The sequence below is a fragment of the Gluconobacter albidus genome, from assembly GCF_002723915.1.
Taxonomy (GTDB): domain Bacteria; phylum Pseudomonadota; class Alphaproteobacteria; order Acetobacterales; family Acetobacteraceae; genus Gluconobacter; species Gluconobacter albidus.
The window spans coordinates 170,818-195,513 of record NZ_BEWL01000001.1; the positions used below are offsets into that span (position 1 = coordinate 170,818).

25 protein-coding genes are annotated in these 24,696 nt (G+C 61.1%); 11 read left to right on the forward strand and 14 right to left on the reverse strand.

The window, feature by feature from the left end; genetic code table 11:
• Window positions 1–150: 150 nt before the first annotated feature.
• From GAL01_RS00805 to GAL01_RS00820, 4 genes are all read right to left on the reverse strand, one after another.
• Window positions 151–3,132: a TonB-dependent receptor domain-containing protein gene (locus tag GAL01_RS00805; protein WP_174694412.1), complete on the reverse strand. Its 2,982-nt coding sequence runs from the start codon at window positions 3,130–3,132 to the stop codon at window positions 151–153.
• 279 nt (window positions 3,133–3,411) lie between these two features.
• Window positions 3,412–5,052, reverse strand: coding sequence for a chaperonin GroEL (groL, locus tag GAL01_RS00810; RefSeq protein WP_062027129.1), 1,641 nt, complete (start codon window positions 5,050–5,052; stop codon window positions 3,412–3,414).
• Between the two features lie 50 nt (window positions 5,053–5,102).
• Window positions 5,103–5,393: a co-chaperone GroES gene (gene groES / locus GAL01_RS00815; RefSeq protein WP_062027127.1), complete on the reverse strand. Its 291-nt coding sequence runs from the start codon at window positions 5,391–5,393 to the stop codon at window positions 5,103–5,105.
• 130 nt (window positions 5,394–5,523) lie between these two features.
• Window positions 5,524–5,730, reverse strand: a complete 207-nt coding sequence (locus tag GAL01_RS00820) for a DUF4169 family protein (protein ID WP_062027126.1) — start codon at window positions 5,728–5,730, stop codon at window positions 5,524–5,526.
• A gap of 42 nt (window positions 5,731–5,772) precedes the next feature.
• Here GAL01_RS00820 and GAL01_RS00825 point away from each other — a divergent pair, with 42 nt between their 5' ends.
• Together GAL01_RS00825 and GAL01_RS00830 are read left to right on the forward strand one after the other, a co-directional pair.
• Window positions 5,773–6,483 (forward strand): dienelactone hydrolase family protein, encoded by a 711-nt coding sequence (locus GAL01_RS00825; protein ID WP_231865197.1) that lies wholly within the window; start codon window positions 5,773–5,775, stop codon window positions 6,481–6,483.
• Window positions 6,484–6,589: 106 nt separating this feature from the next.
• Window positions 6,590–6,853: a hypothetical protein gene (locus tag GAL01_RS00830; protein ID WP_228125344.1), complete on the forward strand. Its 264-nt coding sequence runs from the start codon at window positions 6,590–6,592 to the stop codon at window positions 6,851–6,853.
• Between the two features lie 52 nt (window positions 6,854–6,905).
• Here the strand turns inward: GAL01_RS00830 and GAL01_RS00835 are convergent, their stop codons facing one another.
• Window positions 6,906–7,796 carry an S-methyl-5'-thioadenosine phosphorylase gene (locus GAL01_RS00835; protein WP_062110497.1) on the reverse strand — a complete coding sequence of 297 codons (891 nt, stop codon included), beginning with the start codon at window positions 7,794–7,796 and terminating at the stop codon, window positions 6,906–6,908.
• 287 nt (window positions 7,797–8,083) lie between these two features.
• Between GAL01_RS00835 and hemF the strand changes: the two genes are divergently transcribed.
• A complete protein-coding gene (gene hemF / locus GAL01_RS00840; RefSeq protein ID WP_062033310.1) occupies window positions 8,084–9,001 on the forward strand; it encodes an oxygen-dependent coproporphyrinogen oxidase in 918 nt (305 codons plus the stop codon).
• Window positions 8,998–10,080 (forward strand): type 2 periplasmic-binding domain-containing protein, encoded by a 1,083-nt coding sequence (locus tag GAL01_RS00845; protein WP_062033313.1) that lies wholly within the window; start codon window positions 8,998–9,000, stop codon window positions 10,078–10,080. The genes hemF and GAL01_RS00845 overlap by 4 nt, the downstream gene beginning before the upstream one ends.
• Before the next feature lie 5 nt (window positions 10,081–10,085).
• Here the strand turns inward: GAL01_RS00845 and GAL01_RS00850 are convergent, their stop codons facing one another.
• Window positions 10,086–10,649, reverse strand: a complete 564-nt coding sequence (locus GAL01_RS00850; RefSeq protein WP_062033851.1) for a Smr/MutS family protein — start codon at window positions 10,647–10,649, stop codon at window positions 10,086–10,088.
• A 157-nt stretch (window positions 10,650–10,806) separates the two neighbouring features.
• Here GAL01_RS00850 and GAL01_RS00855 point away from each other — a divergent pair, with 157 nt between their 5' ends.
• Both GAL01_RS00855 and GAL01_RS00860 read left to right on the forward strand, forming a co-directional pair.
• A complete protein-coding gene (locus GAL01_RS00855) occupies window positions 10,807–11,016 on the forward strand; it encodes a hypothetical protein (protein WP_062033316.1) in 210 nt (69 codons plus the stop codon).
• A 127-nt stretch (window positions 11,017–11,143) separates the two neighbouring features.
• The gene (locus GAL01_RS00860; protein WP_062033319.1) at window positions 11,144–12,337 is read left to right on the forward strand and encodes a lipase family protein; all 1,194 of its coding nucleotides are present in this window, start codon (window positions 11,144–11,146) and stop codon (window positions 12,335–12,337) included.
• A 76-nt stretch (window positions 12,338–12,413) separates the two neighbouring features.
• Here GAL01_RS00860 and GAL01_RS00865 read toward each other — a convergent pair whose 3' ends face one another.
• From GAL01_RS00865 to GAL01_RS00880, 4 genes are all read right to left on the reverse strand, one after another.
• Complete coding sequence (locus tag GAL01_RS00865) at window positions 12,414–13,895, reverse strand: cytochrome-c peroxidase (protein WP_249208263.1); 1,482 nt, start codon at window positions 13,893–13,895, stop codon at window positions 12,414–12,416.
• 81 nt (window positions 13,896–13,976) lie between these two features.
• Window positions 13,977–14,795: a DNA-methyltransferase gene (locus GAL01_RS00870; RefSeq protein ID WP_062033324.1), complete on the reverse strand. Its 819-nt coding sequence runs from the start codon at window positions 14,793–14,795 to the stop codon at window positions 13,977–13,979.
• Window positions 14,792–15,934, reverse strand: a complete 1,143-nt coding sequence (gene mltA / locus GAL01_RS00875; protein WP_062033856.1) for a murein transglycosylase A — start codon at window positions 15,932–15,934, stop codon at window positions 14,792–14,794. The genes GAL01_RS00870 and mltA overlap by 4 nt, the downstream gene beginning before the upstream one ends.
• A gap of 43 nt (window positions 15,935–15,977) precedes the next feature.
• Window positions 15,978–16,775 (reverse strand): Tim44/TimA family putative adaptor protein, encoded by a 798-nt coding sequence (locus GAL01_RS00880; protein WP_062033327.1) that lies wholly within the window; start codon window positions 16,773–16,775, stop codon window positions 15,978–15,980.
• 207 nt (window positions 16,776–16,982) lie between these two features.
• Between GAL01_RS00880 and secB the strand changes: the two genes are divergently transcribed.
• Entirely contained in the window at window positions 16,983–17,504 is a 522-nt protein-coding gene (gene secB / locus GAL01_RS00885; RefSeq protein WP_062033330.1) for a protein-export chaperone SecB, read from the forward strand.
• Here secB and GAL01_RS00890 read toward each other — a convergent pair whose 3' ends face one another.
• Window positions 17,505–18,119: a uroporphyrinogen-III synthase gene (locus GAL01_RS00890; protein WP_062033333.1), complete on the reverse strand. Its 615-nt coding sequence runs from the start codon at window positions 18,117–18,119 to the stop codon at window positions 17,505–17,507.
• A 59-nt stretch (window positions 18,120–18,178) separates the two neighbouring features.
• Window positions 18,179–19,228, reverse strand: coding sequence for a hydroxymethylbilane synthase (gene hemC, locus GAL01_RS00895; RefSeq protein ID WP_062033337.1), 1,050 nt, complete (start codon window positions 19,226–19,228; stop codon window positions 18,179–18,181).
• Window positions 19,229–19,268: 40 nt separating this feature from the next.
• Between hemC and tsaD the strand changes: the two genes are divergently transcribed.
• The 3 genes from tsaD to GAL01_RS00910 are packed head-to-tail and all read left to right on the forward strand — an operon-like array spanning window position 19,269 to window position 22,206.
• Entirely contained in the window at window positions 19,269–20,393 is a 1,125-nt protein-coding gene (tsaD, locus tag GAL01_RS00900; RefSeq protein ID WP_373317720.1) for a tRNA (adenosine(37)-N6)-threonylcarbamoyltransferase complex transferase subunit TsaD, read from the forward strand.
• Entirely contained in the window at window positions 20,390–21,229 is an 840-nt protein-coding gene (locus GAL01_RS00905; protein WP_062033343.1) for a 23S rRNA (adenine(2030)-N(6))-methyltransferase RlmJ, read from the forward strand. The genes tsaD and GAL01_RS00905 overlap by 4 nt, the downstream gene beginning before the upstream one ends.
• A 2-nt stretch (window positions 21,230–21,231) precedes the next feature.
• The gene (locus GAL01_RS00910; protein WP_062033346.1) at window positions 21,232–22,206 is read left to right on the forward strand and encodes an NAD(P)H-dependent glycerol-3-phosphate dehydrogenase; all 975 of its coding nucleotides are present in this window, start codon (window positions 21,232–21,234) and stop codon (window positions 22,204–22,206) included.
• 10 nt (window positions 22,207–22,216) lie between these two features.
• Here GAL01_RS00910 and sodC read toward each other — a convergent pair whose 3' ends face one another.
• On the reverse strand, window positions 22,217–22,741 hold the full coding sequence (gene sodC, locus GAL01_RS00915) for a superoxide dismutase[Cu-Zn] (protein ID WP_062033349.1): 525 nt from the start codon (window positions 22,739–22,741) through the stop codon (window positions 22,217–22,219).
• 97 nt (window positions 22,742–22,838) lie between these two features.
• Window positions 22,839–24,044: a NupC/NupG family nucleoside CNT transporter gene (locus GAL01_RS00920; RefSeq protein WP_082790813.1), complete on the reverse strand. Its 1,206-nt coding sequence runs from the start codon at window positions 24,042–24,044 to the stop codon at window positions 22,839–22,841.
• A gap of 146 nt (window positions 24,045–24,190) precedes the next feature.
• Between GAL01_RS00920 and GAL01_RS00925 the strand changes: the two genes are divergently transcribed.
• Window positions 24,191–24,685, forward strand: coding sequence for a glutathione peroxidase (locus GAL01_RS00925; protein WP_062033353.1), 495 nt, complete (start codon window positions 24,191–24,193; stop codon window positions 24,683–24,685).
• The last annotated feature ends 11 nt before the right edge of the window (window positions 24,686–24,696 follow it).

The following is a 24,696-nucleotide window of genomic DNA, read 5'->3' on the forward strand; positions in this document are numbered from 1 at the left end:
TCGACATTCCTGTTACACTTCGACAGGTTTCATGCCGCGTCAATCAGGAAATTCCGCTTTCGAAAAGTTCACATAAAAAAAAGCCCCCGGTCGCAATGACCGGGGGCCTTTTAGGACCAGAGGTCCTGGGCGTCACTTAGACTGACAGGATCAGAAGTTCATGCCTGCCTGCAGGAAGAAATAACGTCCCTGATAGAAGCTGCCATAGGTCGCACCGGCGCTGTTATCCACACCGCTGGCTACGAAAGGGGGCTTCTTGTTGGTGATATTGTTGATGCCGCTCTCGAAGTTCCACTTCTTCCAGCGGTATGCGAGCGTCAGATCCTGTTCGATCATCATCGGCGTCTTGTAACGACCCGCTGTGGCGGAGGTCAGGAACTCGGACTGGTCGTTCCAACGCATCCCACCGATGAACTGCATCATGTAAGTCGCCGTAAATGCACCATGGGTCCAGCCGAACGTCGCATAATCACGAACGCGCGGAATGCCATAGGACGCATTGGCATTGTTCGGACCACCAGCATACAGCAGGGCGCCGGTGTAGTTTGTGAATGCCCCACCCGGAACCAGCTGCTGCGTGTAGTTCAGCAGGTACTGGAAGTTGTTGGATACTGACAGGATGTCGTGACGCGCAACACGGATATGATAGTCGAAGTCGAAATCGACGCCGCTCTCATGCAGCGCGCCAGTGTTCTGGTTCGTCGCAGAAACCGTGTTGATCTGACCATTTGCCAGGCGGTTCACAGTATTGCAAAGCGAGGAGTTGGTCCCCGTGTAGCAACCATCCAGAATGTACTGCGTCGGAAGCGCGCTGATCGTGTGGTTGACCGAGTAGTGCCAGAACTCACCGGAAATGGAGAGATTCGGGATCCAGCGCGGCGTGATGATCGTACCGAACGTGTAGGTCCGCCCGATCTCAGGTGCCAGATGCGCATTACCACCACCCAGCGTCGGAACCTGACCTGTACCAGACTGATGGAACGTGGAGGTGTTGATCCCCTGCTTGGCGCAGGTTGCTGCAACCGTTGCCGAAGCCGCTCCATAAGTTCCAACCTGAGCCGAGTCACAGGGATCGTTGGCAAGGTTGTAGCTAAGCGACTGACCGCCATACAGCTCATAGACGTTCGGCTGGCGATAGGACGTACCGATCGTACCACGGAAACGGATGTCCTGCGTCGGAGCCCAGTTGATGGACGCCTTCCAGTTCTTCGCCGTATCAGACGTCGTGCTGTAGCCCGACGCACGACCCTGCGCGTCGATCGTCAGATCCTTGGCAAGGAAAACGTTCTTCAGCAGTGTTGCCTTGGCTTCCGCATAACCTTCCGTCACGTCAAAGCCGCCGCTGGTCGGAAGAACCGTGTTGGTCAGGCTCTGCCCGCTGCTGATCAGCTCGTCAGGCGTGTTGGTCAGCTGTTCGCCACGATGTTCGAAACCAAACGCCATTCCCAGATCGCCGCCGCCCTTCCAGGGCATCGTCGTTACATGGTTGTTGTTGATGCGCAGGTTCCAGTCACGAAGCTGGTAATGCGAATGAGTATTCGTGTTGTAGTTAACGTAGGAAGCTGCCTGCTTGCCCATCGTTCCGAACGGATTGCTGCACCCGAAGGACGGGCAGACCGACGGATTATAGACCAGGGCACTGGCCGAGTTGGACGGATCAACCTGCTGCAGACCATAGGCGTTCAGCAGGTTCGTGTACGACCCAACATTCTCCAGATGGTCCGTCGACATATTGGAACCGTAGGTATACGACACGTCGTAATCCCAGCCATAAGCGATCGCACCGTTCACGCCCACCTTGGCGGTAACAGTATCGGTAGCGTTCTCATCACGGCGGTCACCGAGCTCCGTCAGACGCTTCGTGATATCGACATCCTGACCAAACGGATTGTTCGGATCATTCGCCGGCACCGTGAGCACGGACGGCAACGTGCTGGGAGGAACAGAACCGTCAAACGGCTCGGCTGCCATGTAGCTGGAGCTGGTCCGATGTGAATACATCACATTGGAATACAGATTGGCATGACGGTTGAACTGGTAGTGGAAATCACCCGAGAGGCTGGAGTTCTGGAGCTGGTTGATCAGGCTCTGGTGCTCACCATACGGGTAACGATTGCTCGCACCCCAAGTGCTCACTGTCTTGCCATCCGGTGCCACAGCAGCATTCAGGTTCGTTGTGCTGTTCTGGACATGCGTATAATTAGAGTAGCCGGACCCGAAGGTTTCACCACCTGAACCTACCGGATTATCCGTCAGCTGCACCGGGTTAGCCCAGCCGCGATTACGCTGCAGGACGCCGCCCTGCGTCATATACTGACCGAACAGCGTCAGGTTACCCTTGTCATGATCGAAGTTCCAGCCCTTATAGGCCGAGATCATACCCGTGTCGTTATCACCATGACCGGTGATGCCACCGCGGATGGTGATGTTACCGTCCGACAAGTCATGACGCATCTTGATGTTGATGACGCCCGAGACGGCATCGGCGCCGTAAAGCTCGGAACCACCATCTTTCAGGATTTCGACACTGGCGATCTGCTGGACCGGCAGGGCGTTCAGATCGATACAGTTCGTCTGACCGTTCAGCGTCGCACGCTTGCCGTCGATCAGGACAAGTACGCGGTTCGAACCAAGGTTACGGATATCGGTGCAGGAGGCGCCGCCCGTACCGTTGGTTTCAGAGTTGTTCGTACCCGTTCCACCGATGGACGGAATACGCGCGAAGAAGTCGCTAAGCGTCGTCGCACCAGTCTGCTGGATCTGCTTTGCAGTCACGATCTGAACAGGGTTGGCATTCTGGTTGTTGGAAGAGGCCAGAGCCGATCCCGTAACAACCATGCGCTCGCTGCCACCCGAGACACCCTGCGCTTCAAGAACTTCAGCGCGACGACGGCTGGAGAAAGCCGGGGCCGTCGTGGCAACCGGCACGGCGACGGACGAGGCAGCAACCGGAGCGGCAACAGCAGGCTTTGCAGTCTTGGCCGCAGCCGTCGAAGTGGTGGCCTTGTGATGCACAGCCTTGTGGGAACGGTGCTCCGGCTGTGACGTGGAAGCGGCGAAAGCCGTCCCGGACAGGGTCCCAACTCCGAGAATTGATGCACACAGCAACAGGTGGCGACGAGATGTGCTCATCAAAGAACAAGATCCTTCAAAAGAATGTTGTCCCCTCTCTAAAGATCTCGGAGCGTTACTGTCACGAAAAATACATACCTGCCATGCTTGCAGAGGGAACTTGAATGCAACACGTGTGATAAATGCAACAGTTATACCCAGCCCGGGTTTTTCGTTTTGATTCAGCAACTAAATAGTTATTTAAAAAGCCCCTGACCCGCAGGCCAGAAGCTTTTTTGCAACATGTCAGGACATTCCCGCCTCTTCCGTGGAAGAGACAGGAGACGGACCGGACTTCGATCAGAAGTCCATGTCGCCCATGCCGCCCATGCCACCCGGAGCGCCGGCCGGAGCCTTCTTCTCAGGGCGTTCAGCAACCATGGCTTCCGTCGTGATCAGCAGACCACCAACCGAAGCGGCATCCTGCAGGGCCGTACGCACAACCTTCGTCGGGTCGATGATGCCGGCTGCAACCAGGTCCTTGTACTCACCCTTCTGGGCATCGAAACCGAAGACATAGCTGTCGTTCTCGAGCACCTTGCCAGCGATGACAGCGCCGTCTTCACCGGCGTTGAAAGCGATCTGGCGCAGCGGAGACTGCAGAGCCTTGCGAACGATCTCGCCACCGACGCGCTGGTCATCGTTGTCGAAGGTCAGACCCTTCAGAGCGGACGATGCGCGGGCCAGAGCCGTGCCACCACCCGGAACGATGCCTTCTTCAACGGCAGCGCGGGTTGCGTGCAGGGCATCGTCAACGCGATCCTTGCGCTCCTTCACCTCGACCTCGGTGCTGCCACCGACGCGGATGACAGCAACGCCACCAGCCAGCTTTGCCAGACGCTCCTGGAGCTTCTCGCGATCGTAGTCAGACGTCGTTTCCTCGACCTGCGCACGGATCTGGTTGCAACGGCCCTTGATGTCGTCGCTGTTGCCAGCGCCCTCAACGATCGTGGTGTTTTCCTTCTCGATGTGGATCTTCTTGGCGCGACCCAGCATTTCGAGCGTGACGGATTCCAGCTTGATTCCGATGTCTTCGGAAATTACCTGGCCGCCCGTCAGGATGGCAATGTCTTCCAGCATGGCCTTGCGACGGTCACCGAAGCCCGGAGCCTTGACGGCAGCGATCTTCAGGCCACCACGCAGCTTGTTCACGACCAGCGTGGCAAGGGCTTCACCATCGACGTCTTCGGCGATGATCACCAGCGGACGGCCGGACTGCACAACGCTCTCGAGAAGCGGCAGCATCGGCTGAAGCGAAGACAGCTTCTTTTCGTGGATCAGGATGTACGGGCTGTCGAGATCAGCCGTCATCTTCTCCGGGTTCGTCACGAAGTACGGGGAGATGTAGCCGCGGTCGAACTGCATACCCTCGACAACGTCGAGCTCGGTGTGCAGGCCCTTGGCCTCTTCCACCGTGATGACGCCCTCGGAACCAACCTTCTGCATAGCAGAAGCAATCATTTCGCCGATTTCGCTCTCGCCGTTGGCAGAAATCGTTCCGACCTGGGCGATCTCTTCCGGAGACGTGATCTTCTTCGTGTTGTTCTTCAGCTCTTCAACGACGACGCCAACAGCCTTGTCGATGCCGCGCTTGAGATCCATCGGGTTCATGCCAGCGGCAACAGCCTTGGCGCCCTCACGGATGATGGACTGGGCCAGTACGGTTGCAGTCGTGGTGCCGTCGCCTGCGATGTCATTCGTCTTGGACGCCACTTCACGGACCATCTGGGCGCCCATGTTCTCGAACTTGTCAGCCAGTTCGATTTCCTTGGCAACCGACACACCGTCCTTGGTGATGCGCGGTGCGCCAAAGCTCTTGTCGAGAACAACGTTACGACCCTTCGGGCCGAGCGTCACCTTGACGGCATTTGCGAGGATATCAACGCCGCGCAGCATACGCTCGCGGGCATCAGCGCCGAACTTTACGTCCTTGGCAGCCATAATTCTTACTCCTGAATGAGGTTTTTACGAGAGGAAACGGGGACGGCTGATCAGCCGATCACACCCATGATGTCGCTCTCTTTCATGATCAGCAGCTCTTCGCCGTCGATCTTGACCTCGGTGCCGGACCACTTGCCGAACAGCACCTTGTCACCAGCCTTGACGTCCAGAGCCACGATCTGGCCCTGCTCGTTGCGGGCACCCGGGCCGACGGAAACGACTTCGCCTTCGGTCGGCTTGTCCTTGGCGGTGTCAGGAATGATGATGCCGCCGGCGGTCTTCTCTTCGCCCGTCAGGCGACGGACCACCACGCGGTCGTGAAGGGGACGAAACTTCGTCATGGATCGCTCCATATATTGGTCACACCCTTGTAAAAAGCAGCATGACCGGGTTGCTGCACTCAATGACTGCAGTGCATTTGGCACTCTCACATGGAGAGTGCCAAAGACATAGGCGTCCAACCCGTTTCCGTCAAGGTTTTCCGCTGCTGTCTCCGGCTGCTCCGGAAGAAAGTTTCCGTCCGTCCAGCAGGCTTTTCAGCCGCTGTTTTTCCATGTTTTCCGCCAGTTTCTGCCCTTTGGTGCGCCCGTAAAGACGCCGGTTCGCATCCGCGACCTTTGCATCCTCGGCACCCTTGCGGCGTTTGCGTTCCCGGCGGAGATTGATGACGTCGCTCATGGCTCATGGCCTTTCGGGCATGACAGGACTGGATATACAGACATGAAACACAGCCCAACGGACAAGAAAACCCCCATGACAGGCCAGATGGTCAAGCTGACGGCTACGGACGGCCACAGCTTCGGTGCCTGGGAATCCGGCTCGGCGGAGTCGCCCCTCGCCCTTATTGTTTTACAGGAGATTTTCGGCCTCACCGACCATATCCGCAATGTCTGCAACGACTTCGCGGCCGAGGGTTTCCACGTCATCGCTCCAGCGGTTTTCGACCGGGCAAAACCCAACGTCGTTCTGCCTTACTCACAGGCCGGCGTGACGGAAGGTCTTGAACTCCGCAGCCAGATCCCGTCAGAAAAGACGCTCGCCGACATCGCCGCCTGCGCGAAAGCCCTGCGCGATGCAGGACACGAAAAAGTCGGGATCATCGGCTTCTGCTGGGGTGGGCTTCTGGCCTGGCTGACGGCGACCCGGACCCGGGACGTGGACGCCGCCGTCAGCTGGTATGGCGGCAGCATCGGAAACCATGTCGAAACCGCACCGCATTGTCCGGTCGAACTGCATTTCGGCGGCGAAGATTCCTCCATCCCGCATACCGAAATCCAGAAGATCCGCGATACCCGTCCCGAGATCGAGGAATATGTCTACGACGACGCTGGTCACGGTTTCGGCTGCCCCGAGCGCCCGAGCTTTAACCGCGACGCCCGTGATCTCGCCTGGTCCCGCAGCGTCGAATTTCTGAAAACACATCTCGCCTGAAGCGCACCCCCGACACGGTGACACAGACTGTCGCAAAACCGTGGAAGGGGTCTATAATGACGACAGGCCCGGCGAATACCGCACCGGATCAGACAGGAGTTTCAAGATGAGCACCAACCCGCTCAAAGACGACCCCAAGCACGATGCCGCGATCCGTCACGAAGCGCGTCTTCTGTGGGAAGCCGATGGCAAACCGGACTGCGGCCCCGAAGGCTATCTCGAAAAAGCCGCCGACCTGATCGCCATCAAAGGCGTGCCGCAGGGCACCCCGGTCAAGGATCTGCCGCCGGTAGAACTGGACGGCGTTGAAATCGACGATGCCCGTGCAGGCATCGACCTGAACGCAGACCCGAACCATAATTTCGACTGATCCATGACATCCGCCGCGCCCGCTTCACGCAGGCGCGGCGTTCAGCAGAGCCTCAGCCCTGCTTCAGAACACGCCCGGCAACAGCATCGAGCTTGGCCACAAGCTTCGGATCGCGTGCAGCCGGAGCCGTAATGATCGCATGATCCAGCGCCCGCTCGGCCGTCAGATCCACAGCGCGCTTCTTGCCCAGCACCGGAATGACCGCCTTCACAAGACGGCGCGCATTTTCGGCATTCCCCGTCATGACCTTCACGACAGCCTCAACTGTCACGCTGTCATGTTCGGTGTGCCAGCAGTCGAAATCCGTGACCATTGCAACGGTCGCGTAGTTCATCTCCGCTTCGCGTGCGAGCTTGGCTTCCGGCATGTTCGTCATGCCCACAACCGAACAGCCCCAGGACCGGTACAGCTCGCTCTCGGCACGCGTGGAGAACTGTGGCCCCTCCATCACCAGATACGTCCCGCCCCGTGTGAACGGAATACCAAGCGTAGCTGCTTCATCTTGCACCACATCCAGCACGCGTGCCGAAACCGGGTCCGCCATGCCGACATGCGCCACGCAGCCCGTGTCGAAGAAGCTCTTCTCACGTGCGAAGCTGCGGTCAATGAACTGGTCCACCAGCACGAAATGTCCCGGCGGCAGCTCTTCCTTGAGCGAACCCACAGCCGAAAGTGACAGAATATCCGTCACGCCAGCGCGCTTGAGCGCATCGATATTGGCGCGGAAATTCAGGCGTGACGGCGGAATGGGATGACCCCGCCCGTGACGCGGCAGGAATACGCACTGCACGCCCTCGAACGTCCCGAACAGCAGTTCGTCGGACGGCTCGCCCCAGGGCGTTTCAACCCGGCGCCATTCCTTGTTTTCGAGTCCGTCGATATCATACAGCCCCGAACCACCGATCACACCGATGACGGGCTGGATTTCCTGTTCCGAAGACATGTCTGTTCCTGACTGTTGGTTAATCCGCTCTGCCCGTTCTGGACCACGAGAACGCCCCGCGCGCAAGCCTTGCCCGCAACGCACGTCCCCTCCTGCCTCCGGAGAAACATTTTCATAAAAACCCGACGTTTTTACGAAATGAAAATGTCTTTGCGCCATCGTCCCGCCACGGATGGCCGCCACCAATGAGCGTCCGTCATGCAACAGCCAACTGTTCGGCGACGGCGTGATTTGCTAGGACACTGCGCGTAACGAAGTTTTGTCCTGTATAGACGGGGGAAGAAAAAATGGACCAGATCAGCCCCGGTTTCGCCGAAACCGTTCGTCCAGACGTACCTCACGACGCCCTCAAGCAGGACGCCAAAGCCTGGTTCGAAACCCTCCGTGACCGCATCTGCGCGTCATACGAAAAACTCGAAGACGAAGCAGCCGAAGGCGGTTCGCAGGTCCTGCGCGACCGCACCGCCCCCGGCCGCTTTGAACGCACCGTCTGGAACCGCCCCGAAGGCGGCGGCGGCGTCATGTCCGTCATGCGTGGTCGCGTGTTCGAGAAAGTCGGCGTCAACGTTTCAACCGTCTGGGGCGAATTCTCCCCCGAGTTCCGCAAGAACATTCCTGGCGCCGATGAAGACCCGCGTTTTTTCGCAACCGGCGTCTCCCTCGTCGCCCATCCCTGCAACCCGCATGTGAGCGCCGCGCATTTCAACACGCGCATGATCATCACGACGAAGGGCTGGTTCGGCGGTGGTGGCGACATCACGCCCATGTTCCCCGACAGTGCGGAAGCCCGGTCTGACGCGGATTATTTTCACAAATCCTTCGAAGACGCTTGCAACCGCCACGATCCGGAGCACTATCCCCGCTTCAAAGAGTGGTGTGACCGCTACTTCCACCTGCACCACCGCAACGAACCACGCGGTCTGGGCGGAATCTTCTACGACCAGTTCTTCACTGGCGATGAAACTCTCGACTTCGCCTTCACGAAGGACGTCGGCATGGCGTTTCACGACGCGTACCCCGCTGTCGTACGCCGCCGCATGTTCACGCCCTGGACCGAAGCCGACCGTGACGCCCAGCTCATCCGGCGCGGCCGCTATGTGGAGTTCAACCTTCTTCACGACCGCGGCACACTGTTCGGCCTCAAGACGGGCGGCAACACCGAATCCATTCTCATGAGCATGCCGCCGGAAGTGCGCTGGCCGTGAGACTGACCCGACGTGCAGCGCTGAAGGGGCTGGCGGCCCTTGGTGGAGCCGCTCCCTTCCTGACCCTTCCGGCCCGCGCCGGGACTCTGACGGATGTTCAGCTCCTTCTGGGCGGCACGCTCGCCTCCATCCCCGGTCAGTTCGCAGAACTCGCCAGTGGTGCCATCTCCCACGCGCTGGATCTGGCGACGCCTCTCGAACTGACCCCCGATATCGGGCAGGATGGCGTTCGCGCCGCAAACCTGTTCGACGCCAACAGTGCGCCCGACGGTAACACTGCCCTGGCTTTTCCGGGCGCTACCCTTCTGGCCTCCCTGACGGGCGATTCCCGTGTTCACTACGACTTCGGACGCTGGACTCCGGTCCTCGTGGCATCCACCACGACCGTCGTCATCGCCCGCGCCGAACTGCACAAAACCCTGCGCAGCCGCCTGACGGGGTTCTTCCACGACCATCCTGTCCGCCTCGCCGTCTCCCGCATCGGGGGCCCGGAACTCAACGCGCTGATGGGCCTTTCTCTTCTGGGCCTGCGCCCCATTCCCGTGCCCGGCTATGTCGATTCGTCAAAGGCCCTGACCGCCCTGCACGAAGGCACCGTCGATGCTGTGCAGATTTCTCCATACACGCTCGACCGACCGCTGGATGATGTGCTCGCCAACCTGCCCGAAGGGACGAGCGCGATCTATTCCACCGGCGACCTGACCGACACGCATTCGACGACCATCCCCATTTTCATGGAAGCCTATCAGCAGGCCCGTCACCGCCCCCCCGAAGGCCCGTTCTATCACGCCTGGCAGGCCGTCTCCGCAGCAGCCGACACTGCCATGGCCATCGCATTGCCCATGCTGACGCCTCCGGAAATCGTCACACAGTGGAACCATGCCTGTACGGCTGCCACTGCGGATGCCGGCGTCAGACGCTGGGCCGAAACGCATCATTTCAAGCTGGTCACGGGCGACAACGCCGCTCCGTTCCTCTCACGCGCCGTTCCCGATCTGGGAGCCACGCTGGCCCTGCGCCGCTGGCTCGCCGTCAATACGCCGCGCTGGCGCGAAGGACAGGAAACCCGTCACCTCTGACAGTCTCAGCGGCGGCGCGTTTTCAGCAGGATGCGAACCGACCCATGATTGGCCGCATGGGGGTGCACGACGGCCAGAACCATGGACCGCAGATCCCCACGCTGGAGCCACAACGGAAGTTCACGGCGGATCAGGCCGCTCGTCTCCCCGCTTCCGAGCCCCGTCACAACCTCCACACAGCGCCAGTTCCGCACCCGTGCGCGCTGCATGAAATCATACAGCCGCTCAAACGCCTCCTGCACGACGTATCCATGCAGATCGAGCCGCGCATCAACCTTCATCTGCCCGCGTGACAGACGCTTCCAGCTCGTATCATCCAGCCCCGGCGCCCGTACGCCGACCGACAACTCCGCAGGACGGGACTTCGGCTTCGCGGATTGCACCGGCACGAAAGACCGCCCCGTCACCACAGGCAGGGAGCGCGGCAGCTCCGCAGCGGGTGCAGGAGATTCGACTTTCGTCACAAGACCCACGCGACGCGGAGAACGCGGAGAGCGCAACGGCCTGATATCACGGACAACCATCCGCCACAGCGTCGCCTCTTCCTCCCTCAGATCCCGCTTCGCCACACTGCCCTCACTTCCTGTCCGGCCGCCCATGTCCATCAGGCAAATTCAGGCCCCGAGCATGTAACGGCTTCCACCACCATTGAACAATGTTCTTTCGGGACTTTACCCCCGCTGATGCGTTCACAGGCAAGGTTCCATTTATGGAAAGAACAGGCCCATGAGCCATCTGACACAGCAAGAGCGCGACAGCCTTCCTGACAGCGCCTTCGCCCTGCCTGAAAAACGGGCCTACCCCATCGACACCCGTGCCCGTGCCAGTAACGCCAAGGCCCGCGCCACACAGGAATACGAACGCGGCCTGCTCACAGCGGAAGAGCGTGAACAGATCGACAGGGCTGCCGACCGCCGCCTTGCACAGGATGATTAGCCTGTCCGAAGCATTTCAGACGCATTCGTGCCAGAACGCGCCATTTTAAATTCACTTGACGTTAAGGACCATGCCGTCAGTCTCGGCTGCAACGCCAGACCGGCCCAGGACCGACCTAGGATTTTTCATGCCCCTGCCTCTTTTACGTAAATTCGCCCCTCTTCTCGCCAGCACGGCACTCTGCATCGGCACTCTCGCCAGTGCAGCCCATGCCGCAGCACCCTCAGGGGTCCAGAAGCCCGGAACAATCACCGCTTCGGCGCCGCTCGCTGCAGCCCTCGGCCTTCCGGACGCCGGACGCGCCCTGCGCATCACCTATCTCTCAACGAACGGCATTACCGGCAAGGGCCTCGTTCCCGTCACCGCCGAAATCATCCTTCCCCCCGGCCCTGCTCCCAAGGACGGCTGGCCGATCGTCGCCTGGGCACACGGCACTGTTGGCGTGGACGACAGCTGTGCACCATCTCTCAATCCCTATAGCGATCGCAACAGCACCTATCTCACGACATGGATGAAGCGCGGTTTCGCCATCGTCGCCACGGATTATCAGGGCCTGGGTGGTCCCGGCACCCATGCCTATCTGGACACCCGCGTCGAAGCCTACAGCGTCCTCGACAGTGTCCGCGCTGCACTGACTAACGTGCAGGGTCTGCAAAACAAGATCATGATCGTCGGTCAGTCACAGGGCGGAGGCGCCGCCGTGGCCACGGCGGCCTATGCTCCGACCTACGCCCCCGAACTGGACATTCGCGGCACCGTGGCCACGGGAGCCCCTTACGTCACCCCCGAACTTCTCGGGGATCTGCTCAAAAATGCCGCCCATCCCGACGCAGGCTACAGCCCGCTCGTCGATTACGTCCTCTACCTTGCCACCGGACTGGCAGGACACGACCCGCATTTCCGTCCCGAAGAAGCCTTCACCCCCAAGGCGCTGCCCTTCTATCGCAAGGCGGCGCATGAATGCCTGACATCCCTGTCCCAGCAGACGCAGGCCGCTGGCCTGACATTGCACAACACGCTCCAGCCGACCTTTCTCAAGGCCATCAGCCCGGCTCTGAAGGGTATGGAGTTCCCAACCCTCAAGCTGGCCCAGCCCCTCTTCACCGGGACGGGCACAGAAGACCGTGACGTCCCGCCTGCACTTCAGCTCGGGCTGGTTAAAGCCGCCTGCGCTGCCGGATCGCTTGTTCAGGCGCATCTCTACAAGGGTCTGAACCACAGTGAGACGGTCAACGGCTCTTTGGCCGATTCCGCGATCTTCACCAACGAAGTCATGACCGGTCAGCCTGTCCCGCCGCAGTGCAACCCCGTTCCGCAATAAGGCCTCCCAAATACCGCTCAAAAAAACGGCCCCGGATGATCCGGGGCCGTTTTCATTTCTGAACTTTCCGAGAGCTTCAGTTCGAAGCTGGTGCCGGAGCCTGTAAGGGCTGGTCGGCTGGCACATCCTTCAACGGAATGCCTTCGTACTTGCCTGTCAGGGTCTTGAGGAACGCCACGATATCCGCGACATCCTGATCGGCAATATCCGTATCCGGCGTCTCGTAACGGGCCATCTCACGTACAACCTGCTCCAGCGTAGTGGCCGAGCCATCATGCAGCCACGGACCTGTCAGCTCGACATTGCGCAGGTTCGGAACCTTGAACCGCGCCCGATCGCCTTCCGCATGCGTCACAGCCAGACGTCCTTCGTCCGCAGCCGTCAGCTTCGTGTGACGGTTCTCGAAATACGGTCCTTCCAGACCAAGAATTTCGTAAGCGTCCCCACCCACGGCAATGCCGCTATGGCAGCCTGAGCAGCCGATTTCCTTGAAGCGCTCGTAACCGCGCTTTTCCTGCGCCGTAATTGCCTTCTGATCGCCCTTCAGATACAGGTCGAAGCGGCTGTCCGGCGTGATCAGCGTCTTTTCATATTCTGCAATCGCGCCCGTGATCGTGTCTTTGTCGATCTGGTCGGAGCCAAAAGCCGCCTCGAACTGCCCGGCATAGCCCGGCGTGCTCCGAACATGCTCGGCCACCGTCGCCCAGTCATGCGAGCCCATTTCAAGCGGGTTCATGACCGGACCCGCCGCCTGTTCCGCCAGATCCTTCGCGCGGCCGTTCCAGAACTGCGCCATGCTGAACACGGAATTATAGACGGTCGGAACATTGATCGGCCCCTTCTGTCCACCAATACCCGTTGCAGTCGTCAGGTTGTCTACGCCCCCCTTGTTCAGACCATGACAGCTTGCGCAGTTGAGCGCTCCGTCGCCCGACAATCCCTTGTCGAAGAACAGCGCCCGGCCGAGTTCGGCCTTTTTCCAGTCCACGCCCACACTCTCGGGAATTGGCTGGATCGGCTCGCCACGGAACTGCGCCGCCACACCCGGCGTCGCATAATAACGCTCACGCTGCTCACGCACCCATTTCAGGATGTCCACACGCTGTTTCTCGTTCAGATGCGCATGCGGGTGCATCAGCAGATAGGCAGCCGGCGGCATGCGGTTCTGCGTGATGACTTCCTCGATACGCGAAAGCTGCTCGACCGAAGGCGGCTTGCCGTCCTGCAACGCGGCCAGAACCGGTGCATATTCAAAATGACGCTGCCCCTGCACCAGATCGCGCTTCATGATCTGGTTGGCCAGCGGCAGGCTGAAATAGAACGGCAGGTTCGCATTCTGCGTGTGGCAGTAATCGCATCGCACTTCGCGCAGAGCCGCGAACGCCGCCATGGCCGTCGGGTCCTGTCGCGTCGGGCTGCTCGCAGGAAGCTGCGGTGCTCCAGCATGATCGAAATGCTCGAGATATGTGACAGTCCCGCCCCAGGCGACAACGCCCAGCGCCACCAGACCGGCAATTCCCTTTGTAATCGTGCTGGAACGCACCACTTTTCTCCTCATGATCACGGTGCCGTGATAATGTCGAAAAGTGACACGCAAAGTCAAAGTGATTGAACCTGTCAGAAAAACAGGTGTTGTCGATTAATCTTCGTCCTCATGATCAATCGCAGCCCGCACCCTCTTGCGAGCGACGTTCACATAAGATGTGTCGGTATCAATCCCGATCCCCACACAGCCCATCCGCTCCGCCGCCACCAGCGTTGTTCCCGACCCCATGAACGGGTCCAGCAGCACGCCGCCCGGCCGCAGCCCGTGCAGCCGGATGCAGGCTTCGGGCAACGCCACCGGGAACGTGCCCGGATGGCTGAACTTTTCCTTGCGGCTGCGCACGGTCTCGTAAGGAATGAACCATGTATCGCCGCGACACCGCCGGTCCGTAATGTGCTGACGCCGGACGATGTTGCTCTTGTCCGTAAACGGCACACCTGCATCCAGCCGCTGCACCGGCACGTTTCCCGTCTTGGTCAGATGGAACACATGCTCATGATTGCGGTTGACGAAGCGCGCCGAATTCAGCGGTTTGAAATGCCCGTACGTAATCTCGCCAACCGAAATCGACTTGATCCAGGTGATGTGGTTCTGAAGCACGAACAGCTTGCGCAACCGCGTCATCAGCTCGAACGGCAGCCAGGGCTGGGACGACGATCCCGCAATGTTCAGGAAAAACGACCCGTCATCCCTCATCACCCGACACAGACTGGTGCAGACATCCTCCAGCCAGTCCAGATACGCATCTTCGGGCAGGCGGTCCTGATACGTCCGGTATGACACCCCCAGATTATAGGGCGGCGACGTTACCACCACATCCACGCTCTGCGACGGCATCCGTTTGAGGACCGTCGTACAGTCCCCCCGGATCAGCGTGTGAACACCGAGTTTTTCCCGGCGACTGCGGATCATTGCGCGGCAGATTCCGCAGGCGGTCGCGGCAGAAACAGTACCATTCGGCCATGCTCATGCAGGTTCCCGGCGATGGACTGTGCACTCGCGCCCCACCCGGTGAACAGATCGGCACGTCCTGCACCCTTGATATCCGTTCCGATATCCTGTGCGAACACCAGATGATCCCAGGTCGCGGGCTGCCCCGCGCCATAAGGCAGCTTCGTCTCAACCCAGAGCGGCATCGCAAACGGCACCAGAGACCGGTCAACCGCCACCGAGCGCCCGGCCGTCAGCGACATTCCGAACGCCCCCTTCGGCCCCTGCGCCAGATTGCCGTCGTCGCGACGGAAAAAAACATAATTCGGATTGCGCTCAAGCACGGACATCATCTGGTCCGGATGTGTCTCCAGCCAGTTCCGGATGCTGTCCATGCTGACACCATCCGCAGGCAGTTCGCCCTGCTGTACAAGCACACGCCCCAGCGGCACATAGGCCTGTCCGTTGCGTCCGTCATAGCTCACACGCACCTGCCCGCCATCCGGCAGGATCAACCGCCCCGAGCCCTGGATCTGCAAAAACGACAGATCTATCGGATTTTTTAGCCAGGCGATTTCGAGCCCCTGCCCTTCCAGCGCACCGCCATCAATCGCGGCCCGGTCGTAATAGGGCTCAAACTGTCCGTTCACCCAGCGACCGCTGACCATCTGGCCATTGGTCGCCTTCGCCCGGACGAGATCATGCGGACGGCCATAGACCGGCGTCTGATACTCACCGCCGCGTGTCAGGGAGGCAGGAATCTGCGGCTCGAAATAACCGGTATAGAAGGCCTGAGTGCCGGTCTCGTATGGCTGGAACCACGTCTCCAGATACGTCTTTGCATCCGTTGCCGTAGCCAGCGCCGTGCAGGCATTGCCCCAGTCAGCGGGATGACGGCCATAAGTGATGGCATCACTTCCACCGAGCAGCGTTTCGGGCGGCAACTGCGTCAGCCGGTGGCACTCCTCCCGAAGCAGCGGCATCAGCGATGCAAAATCCTCCTGCCCCCATCCGGCAAGCGAATCATATCCCACGGGAGAAAGCGAAAATGATGATGGCGCCTCCGGCTGCGTACAGCCACACAGCACGCCGAGCGTCATCAGGGTCAGCAGTTTTTTCATCGGACAGGCAGAAAACTCGAACAGAAAAGAACTCGAAAAACGATCAGGCGGGGCAGGATGCCGCAAGGCGCCACCGCGCATCGGACTGTCCGACCACGCGCTCGAACAGCCACAGATCATGGAATTCGGTAACGGCTTCGGTCCCGAGCACAGGCTCTCCCTGACGATCGGTCAGGATATTTACCTGACGCGACACGACCCGGACTTCGATTCGGCCCGTCCGCACGCCATCTTCCGCAGACACCAGCATCGCATCCAGAATAGACAAGCTCTCAACGCCGCGGAGATCGCTCCGCTGCGTTTCACCAGCCTGCGTCCGCGCGTCGATGGCCGCCGAAAAACCGTCCAGAGCGGCTGGCGTCAGCAGTTTCTCCAGCGCAGACCGATCACCGGCTGCAAAGGCCGGAACCACCTGCCGGAACGTATCTTCCGCATCTTTCAGGAAACCTGAAGGCGAAAAACCGGGAAATGCCCCCGCAATATCGGCCAGGACACCCCCGACGCGGGTCACGGGCGCAGGAATTTCATACTCGACTTCCGGCGCGGCGGCAGGAGCGAACACACCGTTGCCCCCTGTGGCCGAAGTCTGCCCCGGCAGTGGCGGCGGCGCACCCGGACGTGCCGTATCAGGAGCCCCGCCCTTCTGCGGGCCAAACCCGAAACGGCCACCGCCCGGACGTTCCTGTCGCACGCCCTGCATTCCGACGCGACGGCCGAGCACACGGTACAGCCTCACGCCCAGCACGACGGCGAGCACGAACAGGACCACGAGGTCCCAGGGGAAAGAATGGCCAGCATGTGCCATGAGGCCAGCGGGGAGATGAATGTCGTCAGAAGACATGAAGCTCTGTTTCTCACTGTCCGGACTTCGAAGTGTCCGGTTAAAGATCCGTTGCCCTACAGATAGGGTGCAATCCCTCTGATCTCAACCATCTGTCGGCCAGAAGCGTATCTTGGCGTTCAGCAGACATCATGCTACCGCCGAGGGATCGCAATCGTTTCAATCGATGTCCGCCATGGGGTTCGCCCCTGCGGAACCGGAGACCGCATGTCAGAGAACACCGCCGACAACACCGTGATGGGTCAGGAAAACGTGCCGGCAATGCCGCTCGCCATCAACCTGCAATATACGAAGGATCTTTCCTTCGAAGTTCCGGCTGGCGCGTCCATTTTTGCAACGCTGCGCTCTGCCCCGCAGATTTCCGTGAACATCGACGTCCAGGCCAATCGTCTGGAAGAAGACCAGGCTGTCTATGAAGTCGCTCTGGCCGTCCGCGCCGAAGCCGCCGAGCCGCCCGCACAGGAAGGTGGACAGGCCGGTCGCACTGTGTTCATTGCTGAACTGACTTATGCCGCTGTCGTGACGCTGACCAACCCGCCGCAGGAACTGGTCGAGCCGATCCTGCTGGTCGAAGTCCCGCGCCTGATCTTCCCGTATGTCCGCGCCATCGTCAGCGATGTCACGCGTGACGGCGGCTTCCCGCCCGTCGTGCTCCAGCCGATCGACTTCGTTGCCCTGTGGCAGGCCAAGCGCGCCCAGCAGTTCCCGGAACCCGCCGGCGAAGCCTGATCACACTGCCGGCCCGAGCTGCTCCAGCGGATCGGGCCACGTTACCGCGCGCCATTCCCCGTGGTTCAGGCGCGCGGCAATGGCCTCTGACAGACAGAGCGCCCGCACGGCCGACAGCGCCGTCACGTCTTCGGCTCCAAGCGCTTCCCGAAACGCTTCCGCCGTCTTCCCCGAATACAGCAGAACAGCCTCGACTCGCCCGCCCTGTAGCGCCTGAGCTGCTTCTGTAGCCAGAGCCTCGCGCTTGCAGGCCGCGTAGACTTCGACGCGTTGCACGCCCAGATCCCGCGCCAGCTCCACGCCATAGCCTTCGCCACTGGCCAGAAGCACATCTACGCCTGTAATGCCGCGCGCCCGACAGAATACGGCCAGCGCCCGCGCATCTCCTTCAGCCGCCTCGACATTCACGAACCCGGCCTGACGGGCCCGCGCAGCCGTCTGCGCACCCACTGCAACCACAAGCCGGTCTCTCGGCCAGTCCCGCAGCGCAGGCAGCGCATTTGCACTGGTTACCAGAACCGCACGGAAATTTTCCGGAGCCACTGCCGCCAGTGGCGTAATGTCCAGCATCGGACACGCCACCGCCTGCCAGCCCAGCGCCTGGACCTGCTCCATGGTGGCGGACAGTCCGGGCTCCGGCCGGGTCACCAGAACGATGCGGTCAGGTGGAAGCGTCAGGGACGCCTCATGTCTTCAAAAATGTTGGACGGCGTATCGCGACGCAGTTCGTCAGCAAGCTCAGTGCCCAAACGGGCAGCTTCAAGCGGCGCCCCTTCGATGTCACGCTGCAACAGGAACGTCCCGTCCTCGCTTGCAATCATGCCCGTCAGCTTCAGCACGCCCTTCTCGATCCGGGCATAGCCTCCGATCGGCGTCCGGCAGGAGCCGTCAAGCTCCGCCAGAAGTGCGCGCTCAGCCGTCGAAACTGCCCGTGCTTCCGGATCTTCGATCGCAGACAGCAGTTCGCGCAGTTCCAGATCACTCTCACGAACCGTTACGCCCACAATGCCCTGCCCCGAAGCCGGCAGCATCTGATGCGGCTCGAAAACCACATCCACACGGTCCTCCATGCCCAGACGGCGCAGCCCGGCCAGCGCCAGCAGCGTCGCGTCGCACGCTCCGGCCCGCAACTTGTCCAGACGCGTCTGCACGTTCCCGCGCAGCAGACCAAACCGCAGATCCGGTCGCACATGCAGCATCTGCGCCTGACGCCGCACGGACGCACATCCGATCAGCGCCCCTTCAGGCAGACAGTCATAGGGGCGCTCCGGATCAATGGTTACGGTCCGGTCCCGCAGGATCAGCGCATCGCGCGCATCCTCGCGCTTGAGCGTACACGCCAGCACGAGACCCGGCGGCAGATTGGTTTCCAGATCCTTGAGGCTATGCACCGCGAAATCAATCCGCCCGGCCACCAGCGCTTCGTGGATTTCCTTGGCAAAGAGACCCTTACCGCCGATTTCTGCCAGGCGCTGCGCCTGATTACGATCGCCCTCGGTGCTGATCTGGTATTCCTGAAATGCGCCCATGTCGCGCAGGACCGGACAGAACCGCGTCAGACGCGTCAGGAAATTGCGCGTCTGGACCAGCGCCAGCGGAGACGCCCGCGACCCAACACGAAGAGGAAGCTTGCGGCCAGTCGGCGGCGCAGCGGCATGGGATCGGCGGACGGCTTCCGCGGCAACTCGCTGGAGCGCATCGGAAGGCAGGACGGGAGCATTCATGAACGGCAGCTTTAGCCCATTCACACGGGACTGTCATGATATGACAGACTCGGCCATAATAAGAGCCATGCCAGCCCCCGCCACACGCCCCTCCACATCCGTGCGCCCCCTTCTCGCGATCGAAACCTCCTGCGACGATACGGCCTGCGCCATCCTCGCTTATGATGGCACGATCCTGGCTGAAGGCGTGCTGTCCCAGACCGACCATGCCATTCTCGGCGGCGTCGTTCCGGAAATCGCGGCCCGCGCGCATCTGGATGCGCTACCGACACTCGTGTCGGAAGTCCTGAAAAAAGCCTCCCTGACGCTGGCCGACATCGACATCTTCGCGGGCACAACCGGCCCGGGCCTGATCGGCGGCCTAATTGTCGGCAGCTCCTATGCCAAGGGACTGGCCATGGCGCTGCACCGCCCCTTTGTGGCTGTGAACCATATCGAGGCCCACATCCTCACCCCGCGCCTCCCCAGCCTTGGTGCAGACCTGCACTTCCCCTACCTGACGATGCTGGTCTCGGGCGGCCACTGCCAGTGCGTCTCGGTCGAGGAAACGGGCCGATATGTGCGCCTTGGTGGCACAATCGACGATGCCGCCGGAGAAGCCTTCGACAAGGTCGCCAAAATGCTTGGCCTGGGGTGGCCCGGCGGCCCCGCATTGGAAAAACTTGCCACCGAAGGGCAGGACGACGCGTATGCGCTCCCGCGCCCCCTCAAGGGCCGCGAGGGCTGCGATTTCTCGTTCTCGGGCCTTAAAACCGCCGTCAGCCGTCTGATCGACACACAGGACCCGACCGGCAGCCGCGACGCCCTTCCGCGTCAGTTCGCAGCAGATGTCGCCGCCTCCTTCCAGCGCGCCGTCGCAGACGTCATGGCCGACCGTGCCGAACATGCCCTGACCCTCAGCCCGAACGCCACGGCCCTCGTCGTCGCAGGCGGTGTCGCCGCCAACAAAACCCTCCGTCACGCCCTCGAACAGGTCGCCGCCGACCACGGCATCCCCTTCTTCGCCCCGCCTTTGCGCCTGTGTACGGACAATGCGGTCATGGTCGCCTGGGCCGCCCTCGAACGCCTCCATGCGGGCGAGACCCCCAACGAAATCGACACTGCCGCCCGCCCCCGCTGGCCCCTCTCAGAACGCACTCCCGCCATCCCGGAACACGTCTCTTGAACTACCGCCACATCTACCACGCCGGAAACTTCGCCGACTGCATGAAGCACGCTTTGCTTCTCGCACTCATCAAGGCGCTCAAGCGCAAACCCGCAGGTTTCGTCGTCCTCGACACTCATGCCGGATGCGGTCGCTACGACCTGTCTTCTGAAGAAGCCGAAAAAACCGGCGAATGGCGTGCAGGCATCGGTCAGCTCCTCAACAGCCCACCTGCGGCCGCCCTTGCGGATTATCTCGACGCCGTGCGACCCAACGTGCAGGAGCGGCACCGCTACCCCGGCTCCCCCGCTTTCGCCCGCGCCGAACTCCGCCCGCAGGACCAGCTCATCGCCTGCGAACTGCACCCCGAAGACGTCCGCCCCCTGCGTCGCCTCTTTCACGCCGATCCGCAGGCCGCTGTTCATCACCGTGACGGCTACGAAGCTCTCCGCGCGCTCCTGCCGCCCAAGGACTTCAAGCGCGGCCTCGTGCTCATCGACCCGCCATTTGAAAAAACGGACGATTTCGCCCGCTGCGCCGATGCCATTGCCCTGATCCGCAACCGTTTCCGCGCCGGGATCGTTGCCGTCTGGTACCCGATCAAGCACCGCACCCCCGTCCGTACCTTCTACACGGCGCTTCAGGACGCAGGCATTCAGGACATGCTCGCCTGCGAATTCCTGCTGCGGCCGCCCGTTGATCCGTCCCGTCTGAACGGCTGCGGCCTGCTGGTCGTTAACGCCCCGTTCGGTTTTGAGGACGAGGCCAGCAATATCCTGCAAGCTCTCGCCACCGGCCTGCGTTCCCCTGACGCCGAAGGCATCCAGATCAACATCGAACGACTGGCGGAAGAATAATCATGACCACACGTCCGCATATCGCCGTCATCGGCGCCGGAGCCTGGGGCACAGCGCTGGCCTGCGCCACCGCAGCGACCGGCGCGGACGTGACACTCTGGATGCGCAATCCCGTCGTGCCCGAAACCCGCACTCTCCCGCGCCTGCCAGACATCATCCTGCCCGAAAACGTCATCATCACCGGAGACTTTCCCCGTAGTGCTGACGTCGCCCTGCTCGTCACCCCGGTCCAGACCGCCCGCGACGTCTCCACGCGTCTTCAGTCCATCCTCGATCCCACAGTTCCAGTCGTGACCTGCTGCAAGGGACTGGAACAGACCACCTCCCTCCTGCCGCTCGACGTTCTGGCTGAAACCATGCCGAACCGTCCGACAGGCGTCCTCTCCGGACCGAATTTTGCCATTGAAATCGCCAAAAGACTTCCCGCCGCCGCAACGCTTGCCTGCGCGGACCTCGTGCTCGCGCAGTCTCTCACAGCCCTGCTCAACACCTCAACGTTCCGACTCTACGCCAGTGATGACGCCGCGGGCGTCCAGCTTGCAGGGGCTGCAAAGAACGTCATTGCCATCGGCGCAGGGATCACGATCGGTGCAGGCCTGGGCGAAAACGCCCGCGCCGCTCTCATCACCCGCGCCGTTGCCGAAATCGGCCGCCTCGCCGAAGCTACAGGCGGCCGTGCCAGCACGCTTGCGGGCCTCGCAGGCATGGGCGACCTCATCCTGACCTGCACGGGACGCGGCTCGCGCAACTACAGTGTGGGGCTGGAACTCGGCGAAGGCCGCCCGCTCGCGGACATTCTCGCCTCACGCACAACTGTGGCGGAAGGCGTTCTGACGGCCCCCGCCATGCTCGCCCTCGCCCGCAGACACAACGTGCGGGTGCCGATCATCGAGACCGTGACCCGACTTCTCAACGAGGGTGTCTCGATCGAGGAAGCGCGCCACCTTCTGCTGGACCGCCCCCCGACCCGGGAATAATGACGACGCCTCAGTGCAGAACGGCGCAGGCCACCCGGTCTCCCGAACCACCGATCGGCTGGGTCTGATAGTCATCCGGCTTGGCATGAACCACCACAGATGCTCCATCCGCGTCCATCAGCGCGGGCAAACCGTGGTCGCCTTTCAGTGATACCAAGGTGGAATAAAGCTCCACCGTCGCTGTCCCGTCGGCTCCTACATACAGGTTAGGAAGGTCGCCGGCATCATTCGCATCCGCCTTCAGCAAACCATGTACAACAGGCGTCACTGTATGGACGTGCGCGCCCGCACTGGTGAATTTCGGAGCCGCACAGCTCCCTTTTTCATGGAAGTGAATCCCGTGCCAGCCGGGCGTCAGCCCCTGCACCTGAAGGCGCAACAAAACCCCCTTCGGTGCCCCGGTTACCGTCACGATCCCATGAGACGTGCCATCCGTCCCTTTCAGTTCTCCCGAAACACTGTCCGCAGCGCTGGCCAGCGCAGGAATGGCCATCACGGAGGCCAGAAGAAGGGTCAGAAATCCGGAACGACACATGGTGAGCTCACAGTCTTTTAAAAATCAGATGATAATTATTCGCATCTTACCCGAAACCAGCCTATCCCGTGATCAGAGATTCGTGATCCGCCAAAAATCAGACGAACAGCCCCGCAATCACCGCACTCATCGCATTGGACAACGTTCCGGCTACTACCGCTCGGACCGCAAGGGAGGCCACATCCGTCCGCCGGCGCGGCTCCGCACTTCCGAATGCGCCGATCAAAATCCCGATCGTCGAGATATTCGCAAAGCCGCACAGCGCAAAAGACAGGATCGTGATTGTCCGCTGGGACAGCGCATGGGCGTGGATCAATGGGGACAGGTTCACATAGGCCACGAACTCATTAAACGCGATCTTCTGCCCGAGCAGTCCACCGGCCACGATGCATTCATTCCAGGGCACGCCCAGAAGCCAGGCAAACGGCGCAAACACCATCCCCAGCATCCAGGACAGCGACAGCCCGACCGCACCAAGAAGCCCGTTCGCCAGCGCAATCAGCCCCACAAACGCAATCAGCACGGACCCCACCGCCACAGCGATCTTGGCACCATTCATCGCACCATCGGCAATGGCCTCGAACATGCTGTGATGCCCGTGATCTGCGCCTGCAATCTGCGCATCAGACCGGCGTGGCCCCGGAAACAGGATGCGCGAAAACAGCAACCCGCCCGGAATCGCCATGAAGGACGCCGCCAGAAGGTTTTCCATCGGCACCCCCAGCGACGCATACCCCGCCAGCACGGACCCCGCGATGGAGGATGTTCCGCTGCACAGAACCGTCGCCAGCTCCCCTTCCGACATTTCCGCCAGACAGGTCTGAAGCGCGATCGGAATTTCGCTCTGCCCCAGAAAAATCGTCAGCACCGCCGCAAATGATTCCAGCCCCGTTGTTCCCAGAACCCGTGAGAGCGCCCCGCCAATCAGCTTCGAGAGGAACTGCAATACGCCCCAGTGCTGCAAAAGCCCCAGAAGTGCAGCCACATAAACGATTTCCGGCAACACCTTCAGCGCAAAAACGAACCCCTCATTGCCGAACAACGCGTCCATTTTCGGCCCGACGAGACCACCAAACAGAAACGCACTGCCCACATCCCCGAAGGACAGAACCTTCGTCACCGCATCCGAGACAACGTGCAATCCCTGCGCGCCCGCCGGCACCCACAGCACGACCGCCGCAATCAGCACCTGCAACAGCAGGGCCCGCCCCACCAGAGCCCAGTCGATGGCCCGGCGGTTGGTAGACAGAAGCGCCCCCAGAAACAGAAGACCGGCCATGCCGAAAAGGACGCGCAGGATCACTCAGGCAAACTCCTCACAAAAACAGGTAGAACTGAACCTGAAACGACCTGAACCTGTCCATCATGTCACGTTCTGTCCACCCCTCCTCTCTCGCCTGCACGGGCTCAAGCCGCTAGAATGCCGCCCGACTGATAGGGAAACACCCCATGACCTGTGCCTATGATTTCAGCCTCCCCGGCCTGTCCGGCGATACGATCGACCTTTCGGCCTATCGCGGACGACCGCTGCTGATCGTCAACACAGCCTCCAAATGCGGCTTTACCCCGCAGTATGAAGACCTCCAGCATGTCTGGTCCCGCTATGGTCGCGACACCTCCGACGGCCTGATGGTCATCGGCGTTCCCTCCAATGATTTTGGCGAGCAGGAACCCGGTTCCGCGGAAGACATCAAGACTTTCTGTTACCGCAACTACGGCGTCTCCTTTCCCATGGCCGCCAAACAGCATGTCCGCGGCTCCGGAATCACACCGCTTTTTCAATGGCTTGATAAACAGGGAGGGTTCCTCGCCCGCCCGCGCTGGAATTTCTACAAATATCTGATCGACCGCGACGGCAAGCTCACCAACTGGTTCACCCCACTGGTCAAACCCGCCTCAAACCGGGTCGAGGAAGCCATCCGCAAGGTCATCCTGAGCAACTGACGCGTCGCCCT